Origin of the sequence: Haloferula helveola (assembly GCF_037076345.1) — a bacterium.
GTDB classification, from domain to species: Bacteria; Verrucomicrobiota; Verrucomicrobiia; order Verrucomicrobiales; family Akkermansiaceae; genus Haloferula; species Haloferula helveola.
Genome location: NZ_AP024702.1, coordinates 792,150 through 816,686 on the forward strand (window position 1 = coordinate 792,150; position 24,537 = coordinate 816,686).

General features: G+C 62.3%; 16 protein-coding genes. 8 read left to right on the forward strand and 8 right to left on the reverse strand.

Annotated elements, in window-relative coordinates; all coding sequences use genetic code 11:
* The first annotated feature begins 137 nt into the window (after window positions 1-137).
* Entirely contained in the window at window positions 138-1,403 is a 1,266-nt protein-coding gene (locus HAHE_RS02755) for a DEAD/DEAH box helicase (RefSeq protein WP_338688402.1), read from the forward strand.
* Window positions 1,404-1,633: 230 nt separating this feature from the next.
* Window positions 1,634-3,457: a hypothetical protein gene (locus HAHE_RS02760; protein WP_338688403.1), complete on the forward strand. Its 1,824-nt coding sequence runs from the start codon at window positions 1,634-1,636 to the stop codon at window positions 3,455-3,457.
* A 19-nt stretch (window positions 3,458-3,476) separates the two neighbouring features.
* On the opposite strand, the gene HAHE_RS02765 is transcribed toward HAHE_RS02760, so the two are convergent.
* Entirely contained in the window at window positions 3,477-3,872 is a 396-nt protein-coding gene (locus HAHE_RS02765) for a hypothetical protein (RefSeq protein WP_338688406.1), read from the reverse strand.
* A 234-nt stretch (window positions 3,873-4,106) separates the two neighbouring features.
* Here HAHE_RS02765 and HAHE_RS02770 point away from each other — a divergent pair, with 234 nt between their 5' ends.
* The 4 genes from HAHE_RS02770 (at window position 4,107) to HAHE_RS02785 (ending at window position 7,941) form a co-directional block, all read left to right on the forward strand.
* Complete coding sequence (locus HAHE_RS02770; RefSeq protein WP_338688409.1) at window positions 4,107-4,874, forward strand: hypothetical protein; 768 nt, start codon at window positions 4,107-4,109, stop codon at window positions 4,872-4,874.
* A complete protein-coding gene (locus HAHE_RS02775; RefSeq protein WP_338688412.1) occupies window positions 4,871-5,629 on the forward strand; it encodes a hypothetical protein in 759 nt (252 codons plus the stop codon). Before HAHE_RS02770 ends, HAHE_RS02775 begins: the two co-directional genes overlap by 4 nt.
* Window positions 5,630-5,803: 174 nt before the next feature.
* The gene (locus tag HAHE_RS02780) at window positions 5,804-7,351 is read left to right on the forward strand and encodes a xylulokinase (protein ID WP_338688413.1); all 1,548 of its coding nucleotides are present in this window, start codon (window positions 5,804-5,806) and stop codon (window positions 7,349-7,351) included.
* Window positions 7,348-7,941 carry an ACP phosphodiesterase gene (locus tag HAHE_RS02785; RefSeq protein WP_338688415.1) on the forward strand — a complete coding sequence of 198 codons (594 nt, stop codon included), beginning with the start codon at window positions 7,348-7,350 and terminating at the stop codon, window positions 7,939-7,941. Before HAHE_RS02780 ends, HAHE_RS02785 begins: the two co-directional genes overlap by 4 nt.
* On the opposite strand, the gene folP is transcribed toward HAHE_RS02785, so the two are convergent.
* The 5 genes from folP to HAHE_RS02810 form a co-directional block, all read right to left on the reverse strand.
* Window positions 7,938-8,816, reverse strand: a complete 879-nt coding sequence (folP, locus tag HAHE_RS02790; RefSeq protein WP_338688417.1) for a dihydropteroate synthase — start codon at window positions 8,814-8,816, stop codon at window positions 7,938-7,940. The two genes, HAHE_RS02785 and folP, sit on opposite strands and share 4 nt — an antisense overlap.
* Window positions 8,817-8,834: 18 nt before the next feature.
* Entirely contained in the window at window positions 8,835-9,761 is a 927-nt protein-coding gene (locus tag HAHE_RS02795) for a hypothetical protein (RefSeq protein ID WP_338688420.1), read from the reverse strand.
* 14 nt (window positions 9,762-9,775) lie between these two features.
* Window positions 9,776-13,195, reverse strand: a complete 3,420-nt coding sequence (locus HAHE_RS02800) for a hypothetical protein (protein ID WP_338688422.1) — start codon at window positions 13,193-13,195, stop codon at window positions 9,776-9,778.
* 375 nt (window positions 13,196-13,570) lie between these two features.
* On the reverse strand, window positions 13,571-14,311 hold the full coding sequence (locus tag HAHE_RS02805; RefSeq protein WP_338688424.1) for an alpha/beta hydrolase: 741 nt from the start codon (window positions 14,309-14,311) through the stop codon (window positions 13,571-13,573).
* Window positions 14,308-15,378, reverse strand: a complete 1,071-nt coding sequence (locus HAHE_RS02810; RefSeq protein ID WP_338688427.1) for an NAD(P)-dependent oxidoreductase — start codon at window positions 15,376-15,378, stop codon at window positions 14,308-14,310. Before HAHE_RS02810 ends, HAHE_RS02805 begins: the two co-directional genes overlap by 4 nt.
* A gap of 127 nt (window positions 15,379-15,505) precedes the next feature.
* Between HAHE_RS02810 and HAHE_RS02815 the strand changes: the two genes are divergently transcribed.
* Both HAHE_RS02815 and HAHE_RS02820 read left to right on the forward strand, forming a co-directional pair.
* Window positions 15,506-17,782, forward strand: coding sequence for a DUF1592 domain-containing protein (locus HAHE_RS02815; protein ID WP_338688430.1), 2,277 nt, complete (start codon window positions 15,506-15,508; stop codon window positions 17,780-17,782).
* A gap of 54 nt (window positions 17,783-17,836) precedes the next feature.
* On the forward strand, window positions 17,837-19,138 hold the full coding sequence (locus tag HAHE_RS02820; RefSeq protein ID WP_338688433.1) for a DUF1552 domain-containing protein: 1,302 nt from the start codon (window positions 17,837-17,839) through the stop codon (window positions 19,136-19,138).
* On the opposite strand, the gene HAHE_RS02825 is transcribed toward HAHE_RS02820, so the two are convergent.
* Together HAHE_RS02825 and rpoC are read right to left on the reverse strand one after the other, a co-directional pair.
* A complete protein-coding gene (locus tag HAHE_RS02825) occupies window positions 19,112-20,236 on the reverse strand; it encodes a glycosyltransferase family 4 protein (RefSeq protein ID WP_338688436.1) in 1,125 nt (374 codons plus the stop codon). The two genes, HAHE_RS02820 and HAHE_RS02825, sit on opposite strands and share 27 nt — an antisense overlap.
* A 115-nt stretch (window positions 20,237-20,351) precedes the next feature.
* Complete coding sequence (gene rpoC, locus HAHE_RS02830) at window positions 20,352-24,512, reverse strand: DNA-directed RNA polymerase subunit beta' (RefSeq protein WP_338688438.1); 4,161 nt, start codon at window positions 24,510-24,512, stop codon at window positions 20,352-20,354.
* Window positions 24,513-24,537 lie beyond the last annotated feature (25 nt).

Below are 24,537 nucleotides of genomic sequence, written 5' to 3' on the forward strand. Positions count from 1 at the left end.
CCGGGAGGCGCGCGGACGATCCGAAGTTCCGCAACCGATTCCGGTCCCCGTTCGATGAGGGATCCGACGCGGCTTCACCCTCCATTCCTCATCGTCCCGCCGACGCGCCGAACCCCGGCCTGCGGCAATCCCAAATTATGAATATCACCCGCTTCGCGGACCTACCATTGGCCGCCCCCATTCAGCGTGCACTCGCTGACCGCAACTACACGACCCCCTCACCTGTCCAGGCGCAGGCGATCCCGTTGCTTCTTAAAGGCCGCGACCTCCTCGGCTGCGCGCAAACCGGAACCGGCAAAACCGCCGCTTTTTCACTGCCGATTCTTCAGAAGCTTCACGACAACCCGAAGCGGACCCGACCCAAGCAAGCCCGCGTTCTGGTGCTCACTCCGACCCGCGAACTCGCAACCCAAGTCGGGAAGAGCCTCGAAACCTACGGCAGCGGCCTTGGGTTCCGTCATACGCTGATCTACGGCGGTGTCGGCCAGCGCCCCCAAGTTCAGGCGATGCGCAAGGGGATCGACATTCTCGTCGGTTGCCCCGGTCGACTTCTCGATCTCGTCGATCAGGGATTCGTCGACCTGTCCGCAGTCGAGTTCTTCGTCCTCGATGAAGTCGATCGCATGCTCGACATGGGCTTCGTGAGGGATGTCCGGAAGATCGTCTCCCACCTTCCGGCAAAACGACAATCCCTTTTCTTCTCGGCGACCTTGGCTCCGTCGATTGTCGAGCTCGCTCACAGCATTCTCCGGGATCCGGCAAGCGTTACCATCGCACCGGAAACCACAACCGCAGAGAAGGTCGAGCAGCAGTTGCGCTTTCTCTCACCGGAGCGGAAGCGGCCCCAACTCGTCGAACTCCTCAAGGCCCGAAAGTCCGGCGAACTCAGTATCGTCTTCGCCCGCACCAAATATGGCGCCGATAAACTTGCGAAATTCATCAGCAAGTCCGGCATCGATGCCGAGGCCATCCATGGCAACCGTTCGCAGCCACAACGCGACCGCACCCTCGAGCGCTTCCGCAACGGTCGCCTCCCGGTGCTCGTTGCCACGGATGTCGCCGCCCGCGGGGTCGATGTGAAAGCCGTCACTCTCGTTGTGAACTTCGATCTCCCCAAGGAACCGGAGGCTTACGTCCACCGGATCGGCCGCACCGGGCGCGCCGGAGCCGTCGGCCAAGCCCTGTCTTTCTGCACAGCGGATGAACTGAAGGAACTCCGGCAGATCGAGAATCTCATCCGGATGAGTATCCCGATCGATAGTTCACACCCTGATCACCTCGCAGGGGTTGCGGATTCGCACGCCAATCGCAGAATCCCGAAGAAGGATGCCGGTACGGGCCAACGCCCGTCCCGATCCCGCCGCCGGGGAGGGAGGAGACGACGGCCTCAGGAAAGGCGCTGAGCAAAGCGTTCCCCGCTTGGAGATGCCGCCGGGGGCACTTGGCCGGGAGCGTCGCTCTGGGCTCGATCGAGCCGTATTCGAGAGACGCCTACGCGATTGGGAGTCGCTCCACGAGACTCTTTTGGAACAATGCTTGACTTTTTTAAAATTTTAAGAGGTTCTAGTGTTCCGTAACTCCTAGGCTTCCGCGTCCCCCGCGCCCCCCCGGCAGGCCCTTCCCACCTGATCCGATGAACAAGCTAGCACTTGCAGTGACCGGTCTCACCGTGTCCTCGATCCTCGTCGCCCAGTCGGCCGACACCGCCCGAATCCACGTTGATGCCGCCGCCGATCCCGGTGGCGACGGCAGCACTTGGGAACTTGCCTTCCAAGACCTGCAATCCGCGCTCGCCGCCGCCGCCCTGACCACCAGCGACGATGAGATCTGGGTCGCGCAGGGAACCTACACTCCCGATCCTGGCGGGACAGACCGAACCAAGAGCTTCGTTCTCCTCAACGGAGTCGCGATCTACGGGGGCTTCAGCGGAAGCGAGTCCGACCTGTCGGCCCGGAACCCCGACCCCGAGACCAACGGCACCGTTCTCTCCGGCGACCTCCTCGGCGATGATGCACCCGGCTTCACCAACGTCGGCGACAACTCCTATCAGGTGGTCACCGGCACCGGCACCGACGCGTCTGCCGTGCTTGACGGTCTCACGATCCGTGGTGGCAACGCCAATAGCTTTCCTCAGAACCGGGGTGGCGGACTCGTCTGTATCAACAGCGGATCGCCGACCATCAACCACTGCATGTTCACAGCGAACAAGTCTGGTCAATCGGGCGGAGCCGTCAGCCTCAGCACACTGTCGCCCGGCGTGTGTGCTCCGGTGTTCACGGGGTGCCGGTTCGTTGGCAACGAGACCTCCACTTACGGTGGCGCGGTGGATAGCGCGTCGTCCCTTCCCGAGTTCATCGATTGCCAATTCGACTCCAACTACTCCGGATACTATGGAGGCGCGTTCTTCAACTACGCTTCCTCAAGCAGGTTTGAGCGTTGCATGTTCCGTGGCAACTCCGCAGGCCAGAATGGTGGTGCGCTCTATTTCAACAACTCCGGAACCGCCGGGCCTCCCGTGCTCTTCAACTCGACGTTATCCGGCAACCAAGCCCGATTCGGATCCGCCTACTACGCGATCTCTTTCGCGACTCCGGTCTTCACCAATGTGACGATCACAGGAAACCGCGGAACCGAGGCAGCCGGCTCAGCCTGCTACCACAGCACCAACTCGAACCCTGCCCTGAACAACTGCGTCATCTGGAACAACTCCGCGGCTGGCGCCACAAACGTCCTTGCGGCATCGGTAACGAACTTCAACTCCACCCCCTCCTTTTCACACTCCATTGTCGCCAACACCGGTGGCAGCACCTCGTGGAATGCGACGGCGGGTTCTGATCTCGGCGGCAACCTCGACGCCGATCCCGTTTTCACTACACCGACAGACCCCGCGACCGCTCCGACCACCACAGGTGACCTCCGCCTCGGATCCGGATCCGCCGCGGCAAACGCGGGCCTGAACAGCGCCGACCTCGATGGCTCAGGCCTCGGAACGGAAACCATCGCCGATATCCTCACTGACCTCGCCGGCAACGACAGGATCCAGAACGTGACCGTCGACCTCGGAGCCTACGAGGGCATCTTCGTGAACACGCAGGACTCGTTCACGTCACTCTTCCCCGCCCTCTCGACCTCGGGTGACGAGAACGGAAACGGTCTCAGCAATTTCCTCGACTACGCACTCGGAGCGGATCCGACCTTGGAGCACGACTCCGATGCGATGCCCGCGATCAATGGCCACCAACTCGTCTTCTCGCACCGGACCAACGCGTCTGACGTCACCCCGGTCTACAAAATGTCGTCAACGCTCGGAGGATGGACGACGATGGTTCCCGGTGTCGACTACTCGGTTTCGTCCACGACAACGACCGGCAGCCGCGAAGTGGTGACCTTGCAACTCCTGATCGACACGGGTTCCAATCCCCGGATGTTCTTTGTTCAGGAGTTCCCCGAGCCTTGATCAAGGAGAGACTCGGCGATCACCAGCCAACGGAGGACGGTGGCTGGTGGTCAGCGGCGGCGGCCAGCGAACAGGCGAGCGCCGGAACTCCGATTGGAGGAAACTGCTTGGCGAACTCGTAAGTTCCGCCGCCCGGACAAATCGGCTCGATCTCGATAAAGTTGCCGCTGCCGATAAGATCTTCCGCCATGTCGAGGGTGGCACCTTCGGGAAGATCGCAGAGATTCTGCAGGGATCGGGTGGCCTGCTGCGCCATCCGGATATTCATCAGGCACGCGGTGCGCTCCGACCCGCGCTTCCACGCACGGGCACCGACGAACAGGATCGTGACCAGCGACAGCAGGACGAGGATGATGACGGTCAGCTCCAGCAAGGTCACTCCACGGCTGCGGTGACGAAGTGATTGAATCTTCATAGCTCTGAGGTGGTTGGGAACGCTCAGGCAACCGTCGGAAACACTCCTGCCGGCTTCTCCCCCTGATCGTGGAGGGATTACAACCCGGAATCGTCACCACGTCTGCTACGCGATCACGGAGCAAGGTCTGAAGGCTCTGGGAGCTCCCCGCCGGAGTTGGAACACTGAGTTCACACCGAAAGCACCGCCCCTTCATCAGGGATTCACCTGGCCGTATTCGTATGGCGAGGTCCAATGCGGGAATTCCTCAATCCTCCGATCGAAACCCTCAAGCGCGCATCCCGACGGGATCTGGCCCGCACAGGGTTGGTGACCGCTCTCGGATTCGCACTCTACGGACTCACGGTCGGATTCTGGAGATCCCCGGTCATGGGCCTGTATGTGGCGATCAAGATGCCCCTCCTGATCGCCTGCACCTTGGGATGCAACGGGATGCTCAACGGAATGCTTGGCTTGCTTCTCGGCAGCGGACTGGGATTCCGGCAATCGCTGCAGGCCTTGCTCGGCGCATTCGCGATTTCAGGCCTGATTCTGGGATCCGTCGCGCCGGTCACCTTCTTTCTCGCCCTCAACGCACCTCCGCCGGACTCTCCCGAAGCCTCATCGGCTCATGCCGGATACCTTCTCGCCCACACTTCCCTCATCGCGGTCGCGGGAGCCATCGGTGTGATCCGGCTCGGTCAGTTGCTGCGCGAGCACTGCACGTCCCGCCACGTGGCAATAGCCACACTTCTCGCCTGGCTCGGAGGCAACGCATTCATCGGTGCCCAGTTCTCGTGGATCTTCCGGCCCTTCTTCGGGTCGCCTTCGCTGGAGGTTGCCTTCCTCCGCCCAAATCCGATGCGGGGCAGCTTCTACGAGGCGGTCCTCGCATCGGCCCGCAAAAGTTACGCGTCTCTCGATCCGGGAGCCTTCGCGGTCACCTGCATGATCGCCGTCGTCACCGGCACCCTCCTTCTCGCTCGAATCCATCATCACCGAACCCGAATCCAAACATCATGAACAACGACAATCCGCCTCCGATCCCCGGCTCCGAACCGTCGGCTCCCGCACCCCATCCGCTGCCCGACAGCTCCAAACTCCGGGACCTCTTCGAAGCACTGCTACGGCGACCGGCCGACCTCGCCGGGCACGAATGCATCGAGCGTCCGAGATCACTCGCCAATCTCGGCATCATGGCCCTCGTTTCGATGCTCGTATTCGGCTTCGTCCTTGGGACCTTCGCTTACCATGAGCAACTCTGGGCCGCTCCTCTCAAGCTTGGTGCGGGTCTGCTCTTCGCGGGCCTGATTTGCTATCCCAGCCTGTACATCTTCTCCTGCCTCGCGGGCTCAACAGCATCCGCTGGGCGTCTCGGCTCGCTCCTCGGCGCGATGCTCGCTCTCGCCGGGCTCCTCCTGCTCGGCTTCGCACCCGCCGTCTGGATCTTCACCCAAGGCACGCGCTCATTCGGCTTCATGGGCACACTGTCGGTCGGATCCTGGCTGGTCGCGCTTGTCTTCGCGTTCCGCTTCATCCTTACGGCCCTGCGCGTCCATGGAGCAAAGCAGAAGGGACCGCTGGCGATCTGGTGCTTCATCTTCCTCCTCGTGACTCTCCAACTGACCACCTCACTGCGGCCGATTCTCGGAACCTCCGACCGGTTCCTGACGGACGAGAAGAAGTTCTTCCTCCAACACTGGGCCGAAAGCGCCGGCGAGAACCTGCCTGATACAACCATCGAGACGGCGGCGAACGAAGGGCCTTTCGAACGATGAAAAGCCCCGAACCACCACCGCCACCGGAGGAGGATGACCTGTTCCAGGACCTCCGCGACGAACTCGGCCTGTGAATCCCGCGCAGCCGGGCTCGCCCGTTCCCGGTAGAACCCCGAGCAGGATTGTCAGGATAATGACTGGAAGCGACCGCCGCGGGATCCTTTGATCACCAGCATGTTCCTCGGTCTCGACTCCTCCACTCAGTCGTTGTCGGCCATGGTGATCGACCCCTCCAATGGGGTCATCACTCATGAAGCGTCCGTCAATTTCGGCACCGACCTCCCGTCCTACGGCAGCCCGAGCGGCTTCATCCCGGGCGGAGAGAAGGGTGAAGTTCATGCCGACCCCCGGATGTGGATGGAGGCTCTGGATCTCCTGCTTTCCAAGCTTTCGGAGACGTTTGACCTGTCATCCGTTGAGGCGGTCGCAGCGTCAGGACAACAGCACGGATCAGTCTACTTCGATGAAAGCCTCGAACGGCGACTCGGCTCCCTCGATCCCGCCAAGGCTTTGGTCGAACAGATCTCTCCGGCCCTGTCGAGAGCGACCGCCCCGATCTGGATGGACACCTCGACTTCCGAGGAGTGCGCCGAAATCGCCGCAGCGGCGGGTGGAAACGCCGAGGTCTGCGCCCGCTCGGGTTCGATCGCCATCGAACGTTTTACCGGCCCCCAGATCCGGCGCTTCTTCAAGCAGGATCCCGCCGGCTACGAGCGCACTTCGATCATCCATCTGGTATCTTCGTTCGTCGGCTCCCTCCTCGCGGGGAGATCCGTCGCCATCGATCATGGAGACGGAGCCGGGATGAACCTGCTCAACCTGCGCCTTCTTGATTGGGACCCCGGCCTGCTCGACGCCACCGCTCCCGGACTGGGCGCGAAGCTTCCGCCCACCGCGCCATCGGCGACGGTTGCCGGAACCATCTCGAACTACTTTGTTTCCAAATACGGATTCTCCAGTAGGTGCAAGGTGATCCTCTCCACCGGCGACAATCCTTCCTCGCTGGTTGGCATGGGAGCCACCGAACCGGGCACATTCGTGATCTCACTCGGCACCAGCGACACATTCTTCGCCGCGATGTCCGAACCGGTGACCGATCCCAAGGGCTTCGGGCATGTCTTCGGCAATCCGGCGGGCGGGTTCATGTCCCTGATCTGCTTCCTCAACGGCTCGCTGGCTCGCGAGACCCTTCGCGACCAGCTCGGACTTTCGTGGGCCGACTTCGATACCGAAGGACTTTCGGCGACACCTGCCGGAAACGATGGCCGGGTGATGCTTCCCTTCTTCGGCCCAGAGATCACACCCCGTCACGACTTCGCCGGACCGACCCGCAGTTTCCCGGCCGACCAACCCGCACCGGTCGAAGTGAGGGCTCTGCTCGAGGGCCAGTTCCTCAACATGCGGCTTCACTCGCAGTGGCTCGGGGAGCAGCCCACATTGATCCGCCTGACCGGGGGCGCCTCGCAGAACGACGGCATCGCCCGATTGATCGCCAACATCTTCCAGGCTCCCGTCGAACGATTCGCCGTCGCGAATGGCGCCGCACTCGGCGCCGCACTCCGGGCGGGCCACGCCTGCGGAAGAAGCCTCGCCGAACTGACCGCGACCTTCTGTCAACCCGCCGCAGACTCGCGAATCGAACCCGACCGTTCTCTTGCACCCGTCTACGACGGCGCTCTCCAAACCTATCGGGACCTTCTTTCCTCGGTGACGGATCGATGAACTATCTCGCCCACCTGTTTCTCGCCGAGGACCATGCCGCCTCGCGCATCGGAAACCTGCTGGGCGACTTCATCACGGGGACCCCCGAGGAGATCCCGCTGCCGGACCGCGTGGTAGCCGGCATCGTGCGGCATCGGAAGATCGACCGGTTCACCGACGATCATCCGGCCGTCTGCCGCGCCCGTGACTTTTTCACCGGACCGAGACGCCGTTTCGCGAACGCGATCCTCGATATCTGCTTCGATCATGTGCTGGCGACCACATGGGAAAGCAGGCATCCGAAACCCCTTCGCGATTTCCTCGACGGTTTCTACGACGAACTGAAGGAAAACTCGTCATGGCTGCCCATCGAGCTTTCCGGGAATCTAGAAGACCGCATCAACGACGACTGGCTGGGCCACTATGGGACCGGCTCCGGACTTCAGGAAGTCTTCAATCGCGTGGCCGAGCGCCGGCCTGCCTGTGCCGCGATCGCGACCGCGATGGTCGATTTCAACCGACGCCGCGATGACATCTTCGATACTTTCGACAGCTTTCTGCCCGACCTCCTCGGATACATCGAAGCACTGGGCAAAGAGCAACTCGACTAGGCCAGCTGCGTCAGAACCCGTAAGGACTGCCAGACCGCCTCGACATTGTGGACGCGCAGGATCGAGCCTCCTCTGCGGACGGCCGCCGCGGCACAAGCTACCGTGCCGGCATCGCGCTCGACCGGATCGGGAAGGTCGAGCACCTCGCCGATGACCGTCTTCCGGCTCACGGGAACCAGCAACGGACGCTCGAAACGCCCGAGGCGCTCGAGATCGCGATAGACCGTGAGGTTGTCATCACGCTGCTTCGCGAAGTCGATACCGGGATCAAGCACGATGCGCTCCGCAGCCAACCCCGCCTTTTCCGCCATCAGGACCTTCTCATCGAAGAAGCGCTCCATGGCAGCGACCACATCCGTCCAGCTCTGGTGAAAGTGTGGGACCTTCGGCTCACCTACGGTGTGCATGATCACGAGCGAAGCTCCGGTTCTCGCGCAAAGCCGGGCATTCCGGTCGTCGGGAAGTCCCCCGATATCATTGATCAGCTCCACTCCCTGTCCGAGCACGGCCTCGACGACCTCGGGGCGCCACGTGTTCACCGAAATAACCGGTGGCCACACCTGTTCGGAATCTCTCGGAACCGCTTCCGCAACCACCAACTCCCACCGCTCAAAGAACCCGTACAGACGCCGGACTTCCTCTTCGATCGCTACCGCCTCTCGATTCGTCCGGGCACTCTCGGCCCCGACGTCGATGATATCCGCCCCGGCTTCCGCATGAGCTCGTGCGATCCCGAGCGCGTCCTCGATGACGAGCGTACCGTCGCCTGAGAAGGAATCGTCGTTGACGTTGACGATTCCCATCACCAGCGGACGGCGGGGAAACCGGACTTCGCGATGCGGAAGCTTCCAGATCACCCGGTCAGAATCGACCAACGGTGAACCATTGCCAAGTCACCTCTCGGGAGCCACAAAAGGTTCGGCATCTTTCAACCGCTTGCGGACATAGCTGACACTGACGCCGCTGGGCTGGGCCGGACTTGCGGGAGCTCGCCACGCGATGAGGAAAACCCGCTCGTCTTCGCGCGGACCCACCAGCGTCTTCGAGAGTTGCGCCCAGTCGGCACCGCTCTGGGCCGCCACGATGAGCGGCATCTGGCCGTCGGCATTCATTCCGAGTTCGACGGTGCCCATGAAGCCCGAATCGATCTTGAAGGGCGCATCGCCACGATGCAGGGCCAGATCACGCCCGGAGGCATTGACCACGACGACTTCATTCTTTTTCAGGGAGCTTGGAGAAACGTCGATCACCCGGAAGTTCGGCTTGGTCCAGAGCTTCGACTTCGGATCTTTCCAGAGAATGACGACAAGATGGGTGGCCCCGGGAGGAACACCGAAGCCCGCGATCGCGCGGAGGTCGGGATCCTTCGATTCCCGGACTTCGCCATCGCCCAGCGGAACCTCATATGACAACGACACCTCCGAAGTCCGCGGAATCCGGGTTGGCGGACCCACCTGGTTCTGCGAACCCATCACCCGGATCGTGCCCTTCTCGGTCTTCACGTGGTACACCACAGGTGGGTATTCGAGCGGATTCCTGTAGGTCTCCTTCGGCATGCCGTTCTCATCGAGAGTCATGATCGGCGGCGGCACGAAGCCCACCGGGACCACGGCGATCTGAATCGGAATCCCCTTCCTCTCGGCGGACGTCAAGTCGGGCTCGCGTGCTTCCCGATCAGCCTCCGGAATCGGAACCTCGCTGAGATCGATATTTCTCCGAGGCTTCTGGTCCTCGCCCTCCTCCGGCGGGGGTGGAGGCGGGGGCGACTGCCCGAAGGCCAGGTTGAGACCACAGACAAAAACAAGAAGGCGCAAAATCATCGCGACGGAAGAAGTCAGATCTCGGTGGAATTCAGCCAACGGAAGGAAACGATCTCGAAGCGGCGACCGAAGCGGCGGCTGGCTTCCGAAATCTGCGAATTCGGCTGGCCGTCGGCATCGAACGGAGGTTCCTCCGCCGGGTCTGTGCTCACCACGTAGCCGGGAAGGCGCTGCACTTCGGCCTCGCACCACGCGCGCGCCACCACTTTGGATCCATCCTCGCTACGGGCATCGCCGTAGGCCCGGACCACAAATGTGTCACCGCGGGCGACTAGCATCGAACCCAGTGGCTGAAGCAGATCACCCTGCTGGAGGTAGGTCGGCATACCCACGGCCTTCGATGAACGAAGATGCTCCTGGGGCGCCCACTCGTCCGACTTCGATCCCGGCTCGTAGGACGCGTTGCCGTAGCCGGTCGAGAGCATTGCGACATCTCCACCTTCCAACCCTTCATTGATCCCGGCATCCTCGATCGCCTGCTGCAGCGGCCCCATCAATCCGTGCTCGGATCCACGGCCGCGGTCGCGCGCCAACCGCCGGTTGACGAAATCACTGACCGAAATGAACGGCCCTCTCCGCTTTACCTGATTGACGAGGGAAGTCGCGAGCGAGTCGAGTTGTTCGTCGCTCAGTGAACGGAAACCGCTCCAGGCCTTCGGATTGTATGGATCGGTCGGATCGTGTTCGTCGTCCTCGGGATCTTGGAATCGCGGGAAGCTCGCTCCCGAGCCCTCGCGGTCCTTCAACGACGCGAACAACGCCCGCCAAGCGTCGACGTCGGTGGTATTCACGTTGAACGCGCCGGCCAGCAGCATTTCGGAAGCAGCCTGGTAGAAATTGTCGAGACGCTCGGCTTCGGCTGTGGAACCGGCGATCGGCACAAGCCGCGAGTTGGGCAGCGGAGAAGCGGAAGGATTGACCGAGAACCGGCGTTTTTCATCGGCCGTGGCTCCGCTCAGGAAATATCGGTCCCAGAGCTCGTGATTCGCCTCGTAGGCAAGGTCGTAGATGACTTCTTCATCCTCGTCCCTCCCTTGCTTCATCCACTCGGGAAGGTGGGGCACGTAGTCGTCCCACGCGGTGTCCATCACACGGGACGAGTCGGTGCTCTGTTCGCGGCGGGTCAGGTTCGGCGGAACCCACGAGTTTCCGATAGGAAAACTGGTGTGCCAGATGAACGGCGTCAGCTGGGCATTCTGAAACCGCCCCAGAGAAACAATCCGCTCCCCGTCCGTGGGCAGGTCGTAGATCGGGTAAACCGTTGAGGGCTGGCTGGACGCGCCACCGAAGAACGGGTTGCCGCGGAAGCCGTTGGATCCACCGTGGGCCGCACGCTCCGGAGACACGAACGGGAGCCCTTGCTGGCGGTCGCAGGTGTAGGGTCCCCACATGTACCAGTGGTGCTCCTCGCCATTGTCGGTCACCGCGTCGAACGGGCTGCGATGGCAGAATGGGGCGCGCACGTTGTAGTCGGCGGTAACCGCCGCTCCCCAGAACCGCTGGCCTCCGGTTCCGGCATAATTGTAGGGATTGCGCTCGACCCACCACTTGTAGCGGATGCCGTAAACCCCACGGGTCCACGGTTCGAAGTCGGCGGTGCGCTCGTAGTCGTAGACCGGCTCAACACCTCCGACCCTCCAACGGCCGTTGTTGAAACCGCCCTCGTAGCCACGGCGCCAGTTGTCGGTGTCGATGAGCTGCAGGAGCGGCAGATCGAGACGATCCCCGTAGCTGTTCGCACTTCCGAGATGGAGGCTGATCTTGAGGCCGTTGTCCGGATTGCGCTCCCACCAGTCCATCATGTCGACCCAGTAGTAACTTCCCCGGTTGTGGTTCGCATACAGGGGCAGGTCCCGCGACGAAACCCCGGAAAGCCGGTTGCCCAGGACCAGATAGAAATTGGTGAGCTGGTTCGGATCAATCTCCGCACTGAGCACGTTGTTCCCGGTCGCGTCGCGCTGCACCAGAGGAGTGGCCCGGCCGGCAAGCGTGCCCCCACCCGGCTTGGCGGAGAACACGAGGGCCTCTCCCGGTTCGAAGGCCGTCGCCTCGATGGTGAAGCTCAGGCGGTCGCCCTTGTTCCCCCGCGGGTTGTAAGCACGGCCACCGACATCGGTCGTCGAACCGTTGCGCTTCTCGATGGTCATCGAGTCGTTGATGCACTGATTGAAATCGAGCGTGTAGGACTGCGATTTCAACGGAGCGTTGTATGGATTCCACAGAACGACCCGCGGATAGAAATGCATCGTGATGTAACCGCGGACGTAGCACACCCGCGTGTAAATCTCGGCTTGGGCGATGACGGGGTGAACCGGCTGACCGGTGTAGCGCGTCAGGTCGGGAATCTCTCCGAACTTGTCACCCGCAACGAGGTTCGGACTGGCCGAGACTTCGACATCTCCCGATGACCCCCGCTCCGCGAGCTTGGCGAAGGAACGCAACACCCCGAGCTTGGGACCTTGGACCTTTCGCTTCTCGCCCTGCAGAAGCGGAGAGTTTTCGGTCAGCGCCGGCAGGTTGTCTCCGAGGCTTTCGACTTCACCATCCTCGATGAACACCGTGAGGTCCCGCTTGAGGCCGCCGCGCAGCGTGTCGGCAAGAACAGCAGACGCGCGGTTGCCCGCGGAGTGGAAATTTTCGCGCAGTGCCGCCGCATCACCGATACCGGCGAGCTCCGCCTGACGATAATCGGTCAGCTTGAGCAGATCTTCGTCCCGCAGTCCACGGTAGCCATCGAGCCCCGCGAGATCCTCAATGCCATACCGCTCCGGCGGCTCGACGCCTTGGGGATCGTCGCCCGGTTCGGCCAAGGGAACGTTCAGGCTGACCTTCATCGACTCGTCCGAGCACCAGAAAGCATACGATCCCGGCTGGCCCTGACTGTCCGTCACCGTAACCAGCGGCACGCTGACCTCGTCTTCCGCACGCGCGACGCTACCGGAACCCACCAACTCAATCGTCGGTCCTGAGGCCGAATCCGGATCATCGCCAGGTTCGCCACTGACCAACCATCCTTCGAAAAGATCATTCGAGCCGACACGACGCGCCTGCCGGGCATCAACTAGCGCGGAGTCGCGTCGCGACCAATCGACCAGCGGCGTGCCGAGTTCCTCATCCTCGTTGCTGCGCCACACGCCGACCCAGCGGGGGTTGTTGTCGCTCGCGACGATTTCGGCGCCCGCGGTGACCCGCTGGTCGGGACCGGCATAAGTCTGAAGCTTGCCAATGGCGATCTGGAGAGCCAGCCGAGCATTCGCCTTCGCACGCGCCTGGGCCTCGCCGTTGCGCGACGATCGCGTCTGGATCGTTGCCAAGCTCAGAAGCCCCACCGCCAGCAATGACATCAGCACCATCAGCGTGACGGTGACGACCAAGGCAAAACCCTTCCGGCTCGCCTTGCGCGACCGGTATCCACGAAATCGAAATGAATTCATTTTCTAGCGAAGACAGCTACTTTCCTCAGGAATCCGCTCCCTTAGAGCCAAATATTGCCACTTCAAACCCGCAAACTCAAGTGAGGTTGCGGATTTGTAGGGATTGGGCTGTTTCTCTGGATGATTGATCAAAAAGCCATCCAGGACCGTGATTTCTGACACTGACCCTCATATGTGTTCCGTTGAGAATGCGCCCACAACGACACGAGTCGCGGGGGAGGACGACTGCATCCTCCCCTATCCTACGGGCGGGATCGCGGTAGCAATCGCCAGACCAAATCTCAGCGAATGGACTCACCCATATCGGTAATCCACGCTAAAACAGGCATTCCACGCCAAATCTGCGTAGATCCCCGCGGAATCCCTCGCCCGAAATCAGCGAAGGTGCTCGCCAAGCCACTCGTGGATTGCCGAGACCAAAGGTTCGTATCCGGACTCTTCGAAGGAGTGCCCCGCGCCCTCGATGCGAATCAAACTCTTGGGCTCCGATGCGGCTTCGAATGCCTCCTCACTGTCTTCCGGCAGGACCACATCATCCGCCGTCCCGTGGATCAGTAGCAAAGGACGAGCGAGGCCGCCGACTTCGTCCAGAAGATCTCCGATGGACTCCATGTCGTCCACGTAGCCGCGCGACAAGGGACAACCCGGCTCATCCCACATGCAGCCCTCGTCGGGTTCGACGTCGCCGAATTCGCGCTCCAGAAACTCCTCCGTCCGGATCATGCCAGCGAGATTGACGACCACACGGATCCGATGATCCACCGCCGCCGTCATCAGGCCGACGGCCGCCCCCATACTGTGGCCGCAGTAAGCGATCTTCAGGTCATCCGGCAGCTGGTCCAGAACATCGCGGAGATCCTCGCTCTCCTTGGTGACCGTCGCCTCCCCAAAGGATCCTTCCGAATCGCCATTGCCTGAAAACGAGATGCGCAAACAGGGCCAGCCGAGAGCCGACAGACCTTCGGCCACTCCGACGAGCAGGGGGCGATCCTTGTTGCCGGTGACGCCATGACCGAGAATCACCAGACCGCGATCCGGCTTGCCCGGATGGAAGGCGGCATCCAGCCGCTCACCCTGCCGATTGGAGAATTCGATCGTTGCCAGGTCGGTGCTCATTCGTTTCGTCCGGGAAAAGTCAGTTCGGCCACCGCGGATTTGTCCAACTCTCCTTTGCCAAGTTCGATCAGGCGCCGGTACTGGGCTTCTGTTGCGAGGGAAAGCGGCACCTCGACACCGGCTTGTTTCGCCAGATCATTGGCGATCCCGCTGTCCTTTGCGGCATGGGCGGCGGAGAAAAAGCAATCGTGATCCCGGGCAAGCATGTCCTCGCTGTCGGTCTCGAGGACTCTGGAATTGGCACCGGTCTGCGAGAACACCTCACACAGCTTCTCAAGGTCCAGTCCCAGCGCTGCCCCGAGGCCCAGACCTTCGGCAAGGGCCGCGGTGTTGATGTTCATCACCATGTTCACGAGCGCCTTGACCTGGGCGGCCTTGCCGGTGGTCCCGATGTAGCTGAGCGACTTGGCAAGATCTTTGAGCAAGGGTTCAACACGGTCGAACACCTCGGGATCTCCGCCGATCATGAGGTAAAGGGTTCCTTCCCGCGCCTGCGGAATGCTCGACGCCATGCATGCTTCAAGCGAATGCGCACCGTGCGCCTCGCACAGCTCCCCCACTTCCGCGTGCACCGCCGGGCTGACCGTCGCGCAGTTGATGAAAACCGTTCCTTCGGCGTCCTTGAGCAGGGCATCGGTCGAGAAAATCGAGCGCATGGCCTCGTCATCCGTCACCACGGTGAAGACCACGTCGGCTGCTGCTGTCACCTCCGCGAGATCCGCAGCGGCGTTCGCTCCCAGCTCGTCCGCCACCGACGCAGCCACCTCCGACCTCACATCATGAACCACGACGACCTGATGGCCGCAATCCTTCATCCGGCGCGCCATGTTCGCACCCATCCTCCCGAGGCCAACCACTCCGATTTTCAGCTGTGACATGGGGCGACCATGTGCCGGTTGCCCGCGACTGTCCACCCGGGGATTGCGAGAAACGGCGACTGCCGGGGACACCCGGCAAAGCCCGACTGCGCTTTCCCGGTTGAGAATGCGTCGAGAGCGCGCGTCACTGCTGCGAACCGTGCAGCCACAGCAGTTGCGTTGCGGATGGCACAATCCTTGCAACTCCATCGACCTGCATGCCGCTTGAGCAGGGAACAAGCACGACTTTCCCAGCTCCCAGCAGTTCCAGAGAGCGACCTCAAGAATGCCCTGATGGGCTGTGAGGATTGACGATCAACCGACGTAAGGATTCCCCGTGCACACGCTTCGAATCGCGCTGTTTCTCCTGCCCGGACTGCTTCGGGCCGGGACGCCCGCGGACAGTTGGGACAAGGAAGTGCTGCCACTTCTGGAGAATTACTGCTTCGACTGCCACGGCGACGGAGTGAGCAAAGGCGATCTCACCTTCGACGACTTCGACAGCATCGAGTCGATGGTGGCCGACCGCGAGCGCTGGAAGCGCATCCGCACCCACCTTGAGCAGCGCCTGATGCCTCCAGTCGATGAGTTCCAGCCGAAGGTCGAGGAACGCGAAACCATCGTTCGCTGGATTGACGAAGCGATTTTCCCGGTAGACCCGGAGAATCCCGATCCCGGTCGGGTCACTCTCCGTCGCCTGAACCGAACGGAATACGAGAACACGCTCAACGACCTGCTCGGCATTCGGGTGGATGTCCGGAGCCTCCTCCCGCCCGACGATTCCGGCTACGGCTTCGACAACATCGGAGATGTCCTCACCCTCTCGCCGGCCCACCTCGAACGCTTCCTCGAGGCGGCGCGAGTCGGGCTGGACAAGGCGGTCCACACGGGCCCCATGCCGTTCCCGAGCCGAACCCTGCCGGGGGGCGAACTGCGGGGCGACGGCCACCGCAGCGACTCCGGCCACTTCCTGACCCAGAACGGTGCCGCGTTCAGCGAATTCCGTTTCCCCTCCGCAGGCCGCTACCAAATCACGATCGTCGCGGGTGAGACCCGGGCGGGCGGCGAGCACGCGAAGATGGAGTTCCGCCTCGGTGACAAGGTGGTGAAGGAATGGGAGGTGGATGCGCCCGTCGACCAACCGCGGGAGCACACTACCGAGGTAAGCGTCGCCGACCGAACTCCGCTACGGATCTCCGCCGCATTCACCAACGACTTCTATCAGGACCGCTCGCAGGGCGACGGCGGTGACCGTAATCTGATGATTGAGGCACTCCGCGTGACCGGACCTCTCGACGGTCCCCGCGAGCCGAAACCGGCAAGCCACGTGAGAATTTTCGGTGAGAGACCTGGCGACTCCGCCGATGAAGACCGTTGGGCGGTTGGAATTTTCAAACGCTTCGCACGACGGGCCTTCCGGCGGCCGCCTCAAGACGGTGAAGCGGAGCGCTACCTCCACTTCGTACGACTCGCGAAGGAAGAAGGCAGGGACATCGAGGAAGGCATCCGGCAGGGTCTCGAGGCAATGTTGCTCTCCCCTGCTTTCCTTTTCCGGCACGAACCCCAGCCCGAGCCGGACAACGCCGAGCGCATTCACCGGATCGACGAGCACACCTTGGCCTCGAGGCTGTCCTACTTCCTATGGTCGACGATGCCGGACGAGCATCTGATGCGGCTCGCGGATGAAGGCAAATTGAGAGAGAACCTTCCGGCGGAGATCGATCGCATGCTGGAATCGGTGCGAGCCAATCAGCTGGTCGAGAACTTCGCCGGACAGTGGTTGCAGTTGCGCGACCTGAGGAGTGCCCGCCCCTCGCGGAAGTCCTATCCGAGGTTCGACCTTCGCCTGAAAGCGGCGATGCGGATGGAGACGGAACTCCTCGTCGCGCATCTCATCCGCGAGAACCGCCCGCTCGCCGACCTTCTCTCCGCGGATTACTCTTTCCTGAACGAGCCTCTCGCCCGGCACTACGGAGTCGCCGGCGTCAAAGGCAACGAGTTCCGCAAGGTCTCGCTCAAGAACACGCCCCGCCGCGGCATCCTCGGACATGGCTCGTTTCTCCTCGTGACATCCCACCCGCTACGGACGTCGCCCGTCCTGCGAGGAAAGTACGTGCTTGAGAACCTCCTCGACCAGGCACCTCCCCCGCCCCCGCCGAACGTGCCGTCGCTCACCGCCAACGGGGGCCATGACGACAGCCTGAGCCTGCGCGAGCAGATGGTGAAGCACCGCGAGGATCCCGGGTGCGCTTCGTGCCACGCCCTGATGGACCCGATCGGCTTCGGGCTCGAAAACTTCGACGGTGACGGTTCCTACCGCATGAAGGAGAACGGCCGGCCCATCGACGCATCCGGCCAACTCGCCGACGGGCGGAAGTTCCAAGGCAGCGAAGAACTGAGACGGATCCTCCTCGACGAGCACCGCAGTGACTTCCACCGCTCGGTGGCTTCCAAGATGCTCACTTACGCCCTCGGTCGCGGAACCGATTGGTATGACAAGCCGGCGATCGATGCGATTGTCCGCGAGACCGAGGCCGCCGGCGGAGGTGCCCGGGAAATGGTCAAAGCCGTCATCCGCTCCGTCCCGTTCCAGTTCCGCCGCGGTGAGGGCTGAACGATTTCAACCCAGAGTTCCGTTATCTTCCCCAACCCGACACCACTGCCCGTGATGCACAGCCGAAGAAACTTCCTCAAAGGGATCGCGGCCACGCTTGCCCTTCCCTCGCTCGACTCATTCGCCGCAATCGGTGGAGCCGCCCCGGCCAACCCCACCCGGTTGGCCTTCGTCTACATTCCGAACGGCGTGAACCTCGCGAAGTGGATGCCCTCGGGCAGCGGTCGGGACTTCAAGTTGTCGGAGTCCCTCCAGCCTCTCGCCGGGGTGAAGGACCAACTGTCGGTGATCCGGCATCTCGATCACGACAAGGCCTTCGCGAACGGTGACGGCGCCGGAGATCATGCACGCGCCAACGCCACCTTCCTGACCGGTTGCCAGGCGAGGAAGACCGCCGGTGCGAATATCGAGGTCGGCATCTCAGTCGACCAACTCGCGGCTCGGCAGATCGGTCACCAGACCCGGGTTCCTTCGCTCGAACTCTCGACCGACCCGCCCCGACGCTCCGGCCATTGCGACTCCGGCTACTCCTGCGCGTACCAGTACAATCTCTCGTGGCTCGACGAAAACACTCCCGCGCCGGCCGAACGCGACCCGCGTCTGGTGTTCGAGAAGCTCTTCGGCTCCGGAGATCCGAAGGAAGACGCGCGCCGCAGGAACTACCGCAAGAGCATCCTCGATTTCGTCCAGGACGACGCCAAACGGATGCAACGCAAGCTCGGTGCCAGCGACCGGGGCAAGATGGACGAATACCTGACCGCCGTCCGAGACATTGAGAAACGGATTGAGAACGCGGAGCGCTTCCGCGCGGAGATTCCTGAGGACAAGCGTCCGCAGGGCATTCCCGAATCCTATCGGGAGCACATCCGTCTCCAGTTCGATCTGATGGCCCTGGCTTTCGAGACCGACTCGACCCGGATCTCGACCTTCATGCTTGCCTACGACGGTTCGAACCGGTCATTCCCCGAGCTGGGCATTCACAGCGGCCACCACGAGCTGTCCCACCACCGGGGCAACCCCGAGAGCCTCGAAAAGATCGCCCAAATCGATCGCTTCTACATCGAAGAGTTCGCCACCTTCCTCGAACGGCTGAAGAGCACCCGTGAAGGAAATGGTAACCTGCTCGACCACTCGATGATCGTCTACGGTGGCGGAATCGGTGACGGGAACCGGCACAACCACAACGACCTCCCCCTGATTCTCGCGGGCGGCGGCAACGGCACCCTGAATCCGGGCCGACTCATCGAGGCGGCGGAAGGGACCCCAATGACGAACCTGTATCTCTCGCTTCTTGAGAGGATGAACGTCGATGCGCGACGGATCGGCGATTCAACCGGAGTTCTGCAGGCCATTTGACAGGCTTCTGTAGATCCTGAGGAACCGCTCCGCGGCACAGGCCCAAGTCGAATCGGCGGCTTCGGCCCGAGCTTGCCTGCCCCGGCCAGCAAGCCGTTCCGGATCGGAGAGTAACTCGCAAACGGCATCCGCCATCGCGTCGGGCCCGGGTTTCTTCACGATCTCTGAAGAGGCAAGGACTTCGGTCGCACCACACTGAGGAAAAGCTACGGTCGGCACGCCGAATTGAGCCGCTTCAAGCGCTACCAATCCGAACGGTTCGGACCGAGACGGCAAACAGAGCAGACTCGTGGTCGCCAATTCTGCATTCAGCTGACCGCGCTGTAGGAAACCGGGAAAGCGGATCCGGCCGGCGAGACCGAGTTCCGCCGCAAGCCGGCGCATCGGATCGAGCAACTCACCATCGCCTGCCATGACGAAGGTCGCTTCGGGAATCCGCCTCGCCACTCGCTCCGCCATCCTCACGAACACCTCGGGTGACTTCTGATCGGTGAATCGGCCGACAAACAGCAGCTTGGGAGATCCGGTATCCACCTTCCAAGTTTCCACCGGAGTCACTCCGTTGTGAACCACTTCAAGCCGCCTTGGCCCGATCCCGTATTCGCGCACACAGACTTCCGCCATGTAGCGGCTGACCACCACCACCCGGTCGGCGGTTCTCATCCCTGTCTGCTCGATCCGCCGGATCCATCCGCTCCCACCGGAGCCCGCCCGGTCGAACTCCAGCGAGTGGAGATGAAGAATCATTGGGCGCCCCGTCTTTCCCCGCACCGCCCACGCCGCCGGGATCGTCATCCAGTCGTGGGCATGGATCACATCAAACTCACCCGCATCGGCGCGATCCGCCGCCCACTCCGCGAAACTCTTCACGCGCTGGGCCAAATCACTCCCGTAGGCCCCGCCCCCGCCAGCGTAGGGATCCAATGGCGACACCTCCGCACCCCCGCTACCACTGGCCATGCCCGGCAACCACAGCCGCAACGGAACCATCGATCCGAGCGCCCCGACCAATCCTTCGCACGCCACACCCAGCCCCCCGGTCAGTGCCGGGGGGAACTCCCACCCAAGCATCAGGACCCGCGGGCTCGAAATCTCCATCGACCCAGCTAACAGGGAGAACGCATCCCTGTCCAACTGCGATCCGTTCGCACGAAAAAGGCCGGCTCCGCAATGCACGGAGCCGGCCTTGGGATGATGATTCAGTCGAAGCGGATCAGGCGCTCTCGGCCTCGGACGATGCCGCGGCACCTTCCTCTTCCTCGGGCTTCTCCTCGATGATCGGCTCGGGCTCTTCGACGGTGAACTCGATGTCGCTCTCGCGGTGACGTTCGAAGCCGGTTCCGGCCGGGATCAGGTGACCCATGATCACGTTCTCCTTGAAACCGCTGAGGTAGTCGATCTTGCCGAGCGTCGCCGCTTCGGTGAGCACCCGGGTGGTGTCCTGGAAGGACGCCGCCGAGATGAACGAGTCGGTCTCGAGCGAAGCCTTGGTGATACCAAGCAGCACCGGTTCGGCTTCCGCCGGCTTACCGCCGTTGGCGACGATCTCCTCGTTGACCTGGTTGAAGGTCGTGCGGTCGACCTGATCGCCCCAAAGGAACTGATCGGCGTCGCCCGGCTCGGTGATCTTCACCTTCCGCAGCATCTGGCGGATGATGATCTCGATGTGCTTGTCGTTGATCTCAACGCCCTGCACCCGGTAGACCGACTGGACCTCATTGACGAGGTGCTCCTGGAGTTCCTGCGCGCCGCAGGCCTCGAGGAGATCTTCCGGAGAAACCGGTCCTTCGGTGATTTGGTCGCCGCGCTTCACGAGGTCGCCGTCCGTCACGATGATGTGGCGGCCCATGGGGACAAGGTGATCGACGGACTCGCCGGTCTCAGGATCGGTCGCGATGACCTTCTTCTTGCCGCGGACCGTTCCTCCGAAGGAGATCTCACCGTCAATCTTGGCGATGACGCAGGCATCCTTCGGCTTGCGAGCTTCGAACAGCTCGGCAACGCGGGGCAGACCACCGGTGATGTCCTTGGTCCGGGCCACCTTACGCGGGGTCTTGGCCAGCTGCGTGCCGCCTCCGACCTTGCTCCCTTCCTTGACCGAAAGGTGAGCACCGACCGGAATCGAGTAGCTCGCCAGCACGTCGCCGGTCTTGTCGTCCACGACGACCACCTGCGGGTGAAGGTCTTCCTTGTGCTCGGTAACGACCATGCCCTTCTTGCCGGTTTCCTTGTCGGTCTCCGACTGGACGGTGATGCCCGAGATCATGTCGCGGAATTCGACCTTACCGGCCTTCTCGGTGATGATCGGCACGTTGTAGGGGTCCCAGGTCGCGATCGTCGCGCCCTTCTTCACGTCGTCGCCATCCTTGATCTCGATTTCGGAACCGATGACGATGTTGTGGCTTTCCAGTTCGAGGCCGTCCTTGTCGCGGACCGAGAGCGAACCGTTCTTGTTGAGAACAACCCACTTGCCTTCGGCGCTCTCAACCACCCGGAGGTCCTTGTAGACGACCGAGCCGTTGTTGCGGGCGTTGATGATCGGCTGCTTGAAGGCCGAGGTCGCCACACCACCGACGTGGAACGTCCGCATGGTCAGCTGGGTGCCCGGCTCACCGATCGACTGGGCGGCGATGATACCGACGGCCTCGCCGATCTTGACCTCCTTGCCGGTGGCAAGATTGAGACCATAGCAATTGGCACAGCATCCGCGCTCGGACTCACAGGTGAGCACCGAACGAATCTTGAGCTTCTCGTAACCGATGCGCTCGATGGCGGCTGCCTTGTTCTCATCGATCAGGTCGTCCACCTTCACAATCACCTCTTCGGTGACCGGATCCTTGACCGTCTCGCACGAGACGCGGCCGTAGATGCGGGTCGCAAGCGAAGCCGCTTCCTCGTCACCGTCGTAGATCGGCTGCACAATGATGCCGTTGACCGTCGAGCAGTCGTGCTCGGTGACGATCACGTCCTGGGCAACGTCGACCAGCTTCCGGGTCATGTATCCGGAGTCCGCGGTCTTGAGCGCGGTATCCGCCAGACCCTTCCGGGCGCCGTGGGTCGAGATGAAGTATTCGAGCACCGACAGACCCTCGCGGAAGTTGGAGGTGATCGGACGTTCGATGATCTCACCGGACGGCTTGGCCATGAGGCCGCGCATGCCGGAGAGCTGCTTGATCTGCGACTTGTTGCCCCGTGCACCGGAGTCGACCATCATGAACAGCGGACTGATGCCCTTGCCGTCGTTGTGCTCGAGCTTGCGGTAGAGCGCGGCAGCGATCGTGTCGGTCGCGTGGGTCCAGATGTCGACCACCTTCTGGTAGCGCTCGCCATCGGTGATGACACCGTTGCGGTACTGTTTGGTGACCTTCTCGACCTTCTCGTAGGCGTCCTTGATGACCGCCGGCTTTTCTTCCGGAATCACCATATCGACGATACCGATCGAAGTTCCGGAACGGCTCGCTTCGCGGAAGCCGAGGCCCTTGAGGGCATCGAGGGTTTCCACGGTTCCGGCCTGACCGGCAACCTGGTAGCAACGCCAGATCACGTCGCCCATCTGCTTCTTGCCAACGGTCTTGTTGATGAAGCCGAGTCCTTCGGGCCAGATCTCGTTGAAGCGGACGCGGCCCGGGGTGGTTTCGATAATCTTGTTCTCGCTGTCGCCGAAGACCGTCTTGGTGCCGGTGTCCGGGTTGCGGAGGCGGATCCACGTGTGGTAGCCGATCTTGCGCGAAGCGATCGCGAACTCGACTTCCGAAGAGTTCTCGAACAGCGGCAGGTGCTCCTGCTTCTCGCGATCCTTCTGGGTGCGCACCGGCGCCCAGGTCAGGTAATACGAACCCAGAATGATGTCCTGCGAAGGCGTCGTGATCGGACGGCCGGACGCGGGCGAGAAGATATTGTTCGGCGCGAGCATCAGCTGGCGCGCTTCCATCTGGGCCTCGACCGAGAGCGGCACGTGCACGGCCATCTGGTCACCGTCGAAGTCCGCGTTGTAGGCGGTGCAGACGAGCGGGTGGACACGGATCGCCGAACCCTCGATCAGCTTCGGCTCGAAAGCCTGGATCGAGAGGCGGTGCAGCGTGGGGGCGCGGTTGAGCATGACCGGGTGCCCCTTGGTGACCTCGGCGAGAATGTCCCACACCTCGGTGGTCTTCCGATCGATCATCTTCTTCGCCGAGCGGACGGTGTGGCAGTAGCCGAGTTCCTTGAGGCGACGGATGATGAACGGCTCGAACAGCGTCAGGGCCATCTTCTTGGGAAGACCGCACTGGTTGAGCTTGAGGTCGGGACCGATGACGATCACCGAACGGCCCGAGTAGTCGACCCGCTTGCCGAGGAGGTTCTGACGGAAGCGACCGCCCTTGCCCTTCAGCATGTCGCTGAGCGACTTGAGCGGACGGTTGCCGGCACCGGTGACCGCACGGCCGTGACGGCCGTTGTCGAACAGCGCGTCGACCGCTTCCTGAAGCATGCGCTTCTCGTTGCGGATGATGACCTCCGGAGTCTTGAGCTGAAGGAGGTTCTTGAGACGGTTGTTCCGGTTGATGACCCGGCGGTAGAGGTCGTTGAGGTCGGAGGTCGCGAAACGGCCACCTTCCAACGGAACCAGCGGACGAAGGTCCGGAGGAATCACGGGAAGGACCGTCATGATCATCCACTCGGGGCGCGACTTGGAGCCGGCGAAACCCTGGGTGATCTTGAGACGCTTCGAGAGCTTCTTCTTGTTCTGCTTCGAACGGGTCGCCTCGAGCTCTTCCTCAAGCTGCTTCTGCAGCTCGACGAGATCGACCTGGCCGAGGAGGTCCTGAAGAGCCTCGGCACCCATGCCGGCACGGAAGCTTTCCTCACCGTAGGTGTCCTCGGCTTCGCGAAGCTCGGTTTCGGTCAGGAGTTGACCGCGCTCGAGCGGGGTGTTGCCCGGCTCGGTGACGATGTAGTCCTCGTAGTAGATGACGCGCTCGAGTTGGCGGGCGCTGATGTCGAGCACCAAGCCAATGCGCGACGGCATGCACTTGTAGAACCAGATGTGCGAAACCGGCACGGCGAGTTCGATGTGGCCCATCCGCTCGCGGCGGACACGGCTCAGCGTCACCTCGACGCCGCAGCGGTCGCAGACGACACCCTTGTGCTTGATCCGCTTGTACTTGCCGCAGGCGCACTCCCAGTCCCGGGTGGGACCGAAGATTCGTTCGCAGAACAGGCCGCCCTTCTCGGGCTTGAAGGTCCGGTAATTGATCGTCTCCGGGTTCTTCACTTCGCCTTTCGACCAGGACCGGATGACATCGGGCGACGCGACCGTGATCGACACCTGGTCAAAGGTGTCCGGACGCTCGTCGACTCCGAAAAGTTCGCGCAGGTTGGTATCAACGCTCATGATGTAGGGAATCTAAAGTTAGGTC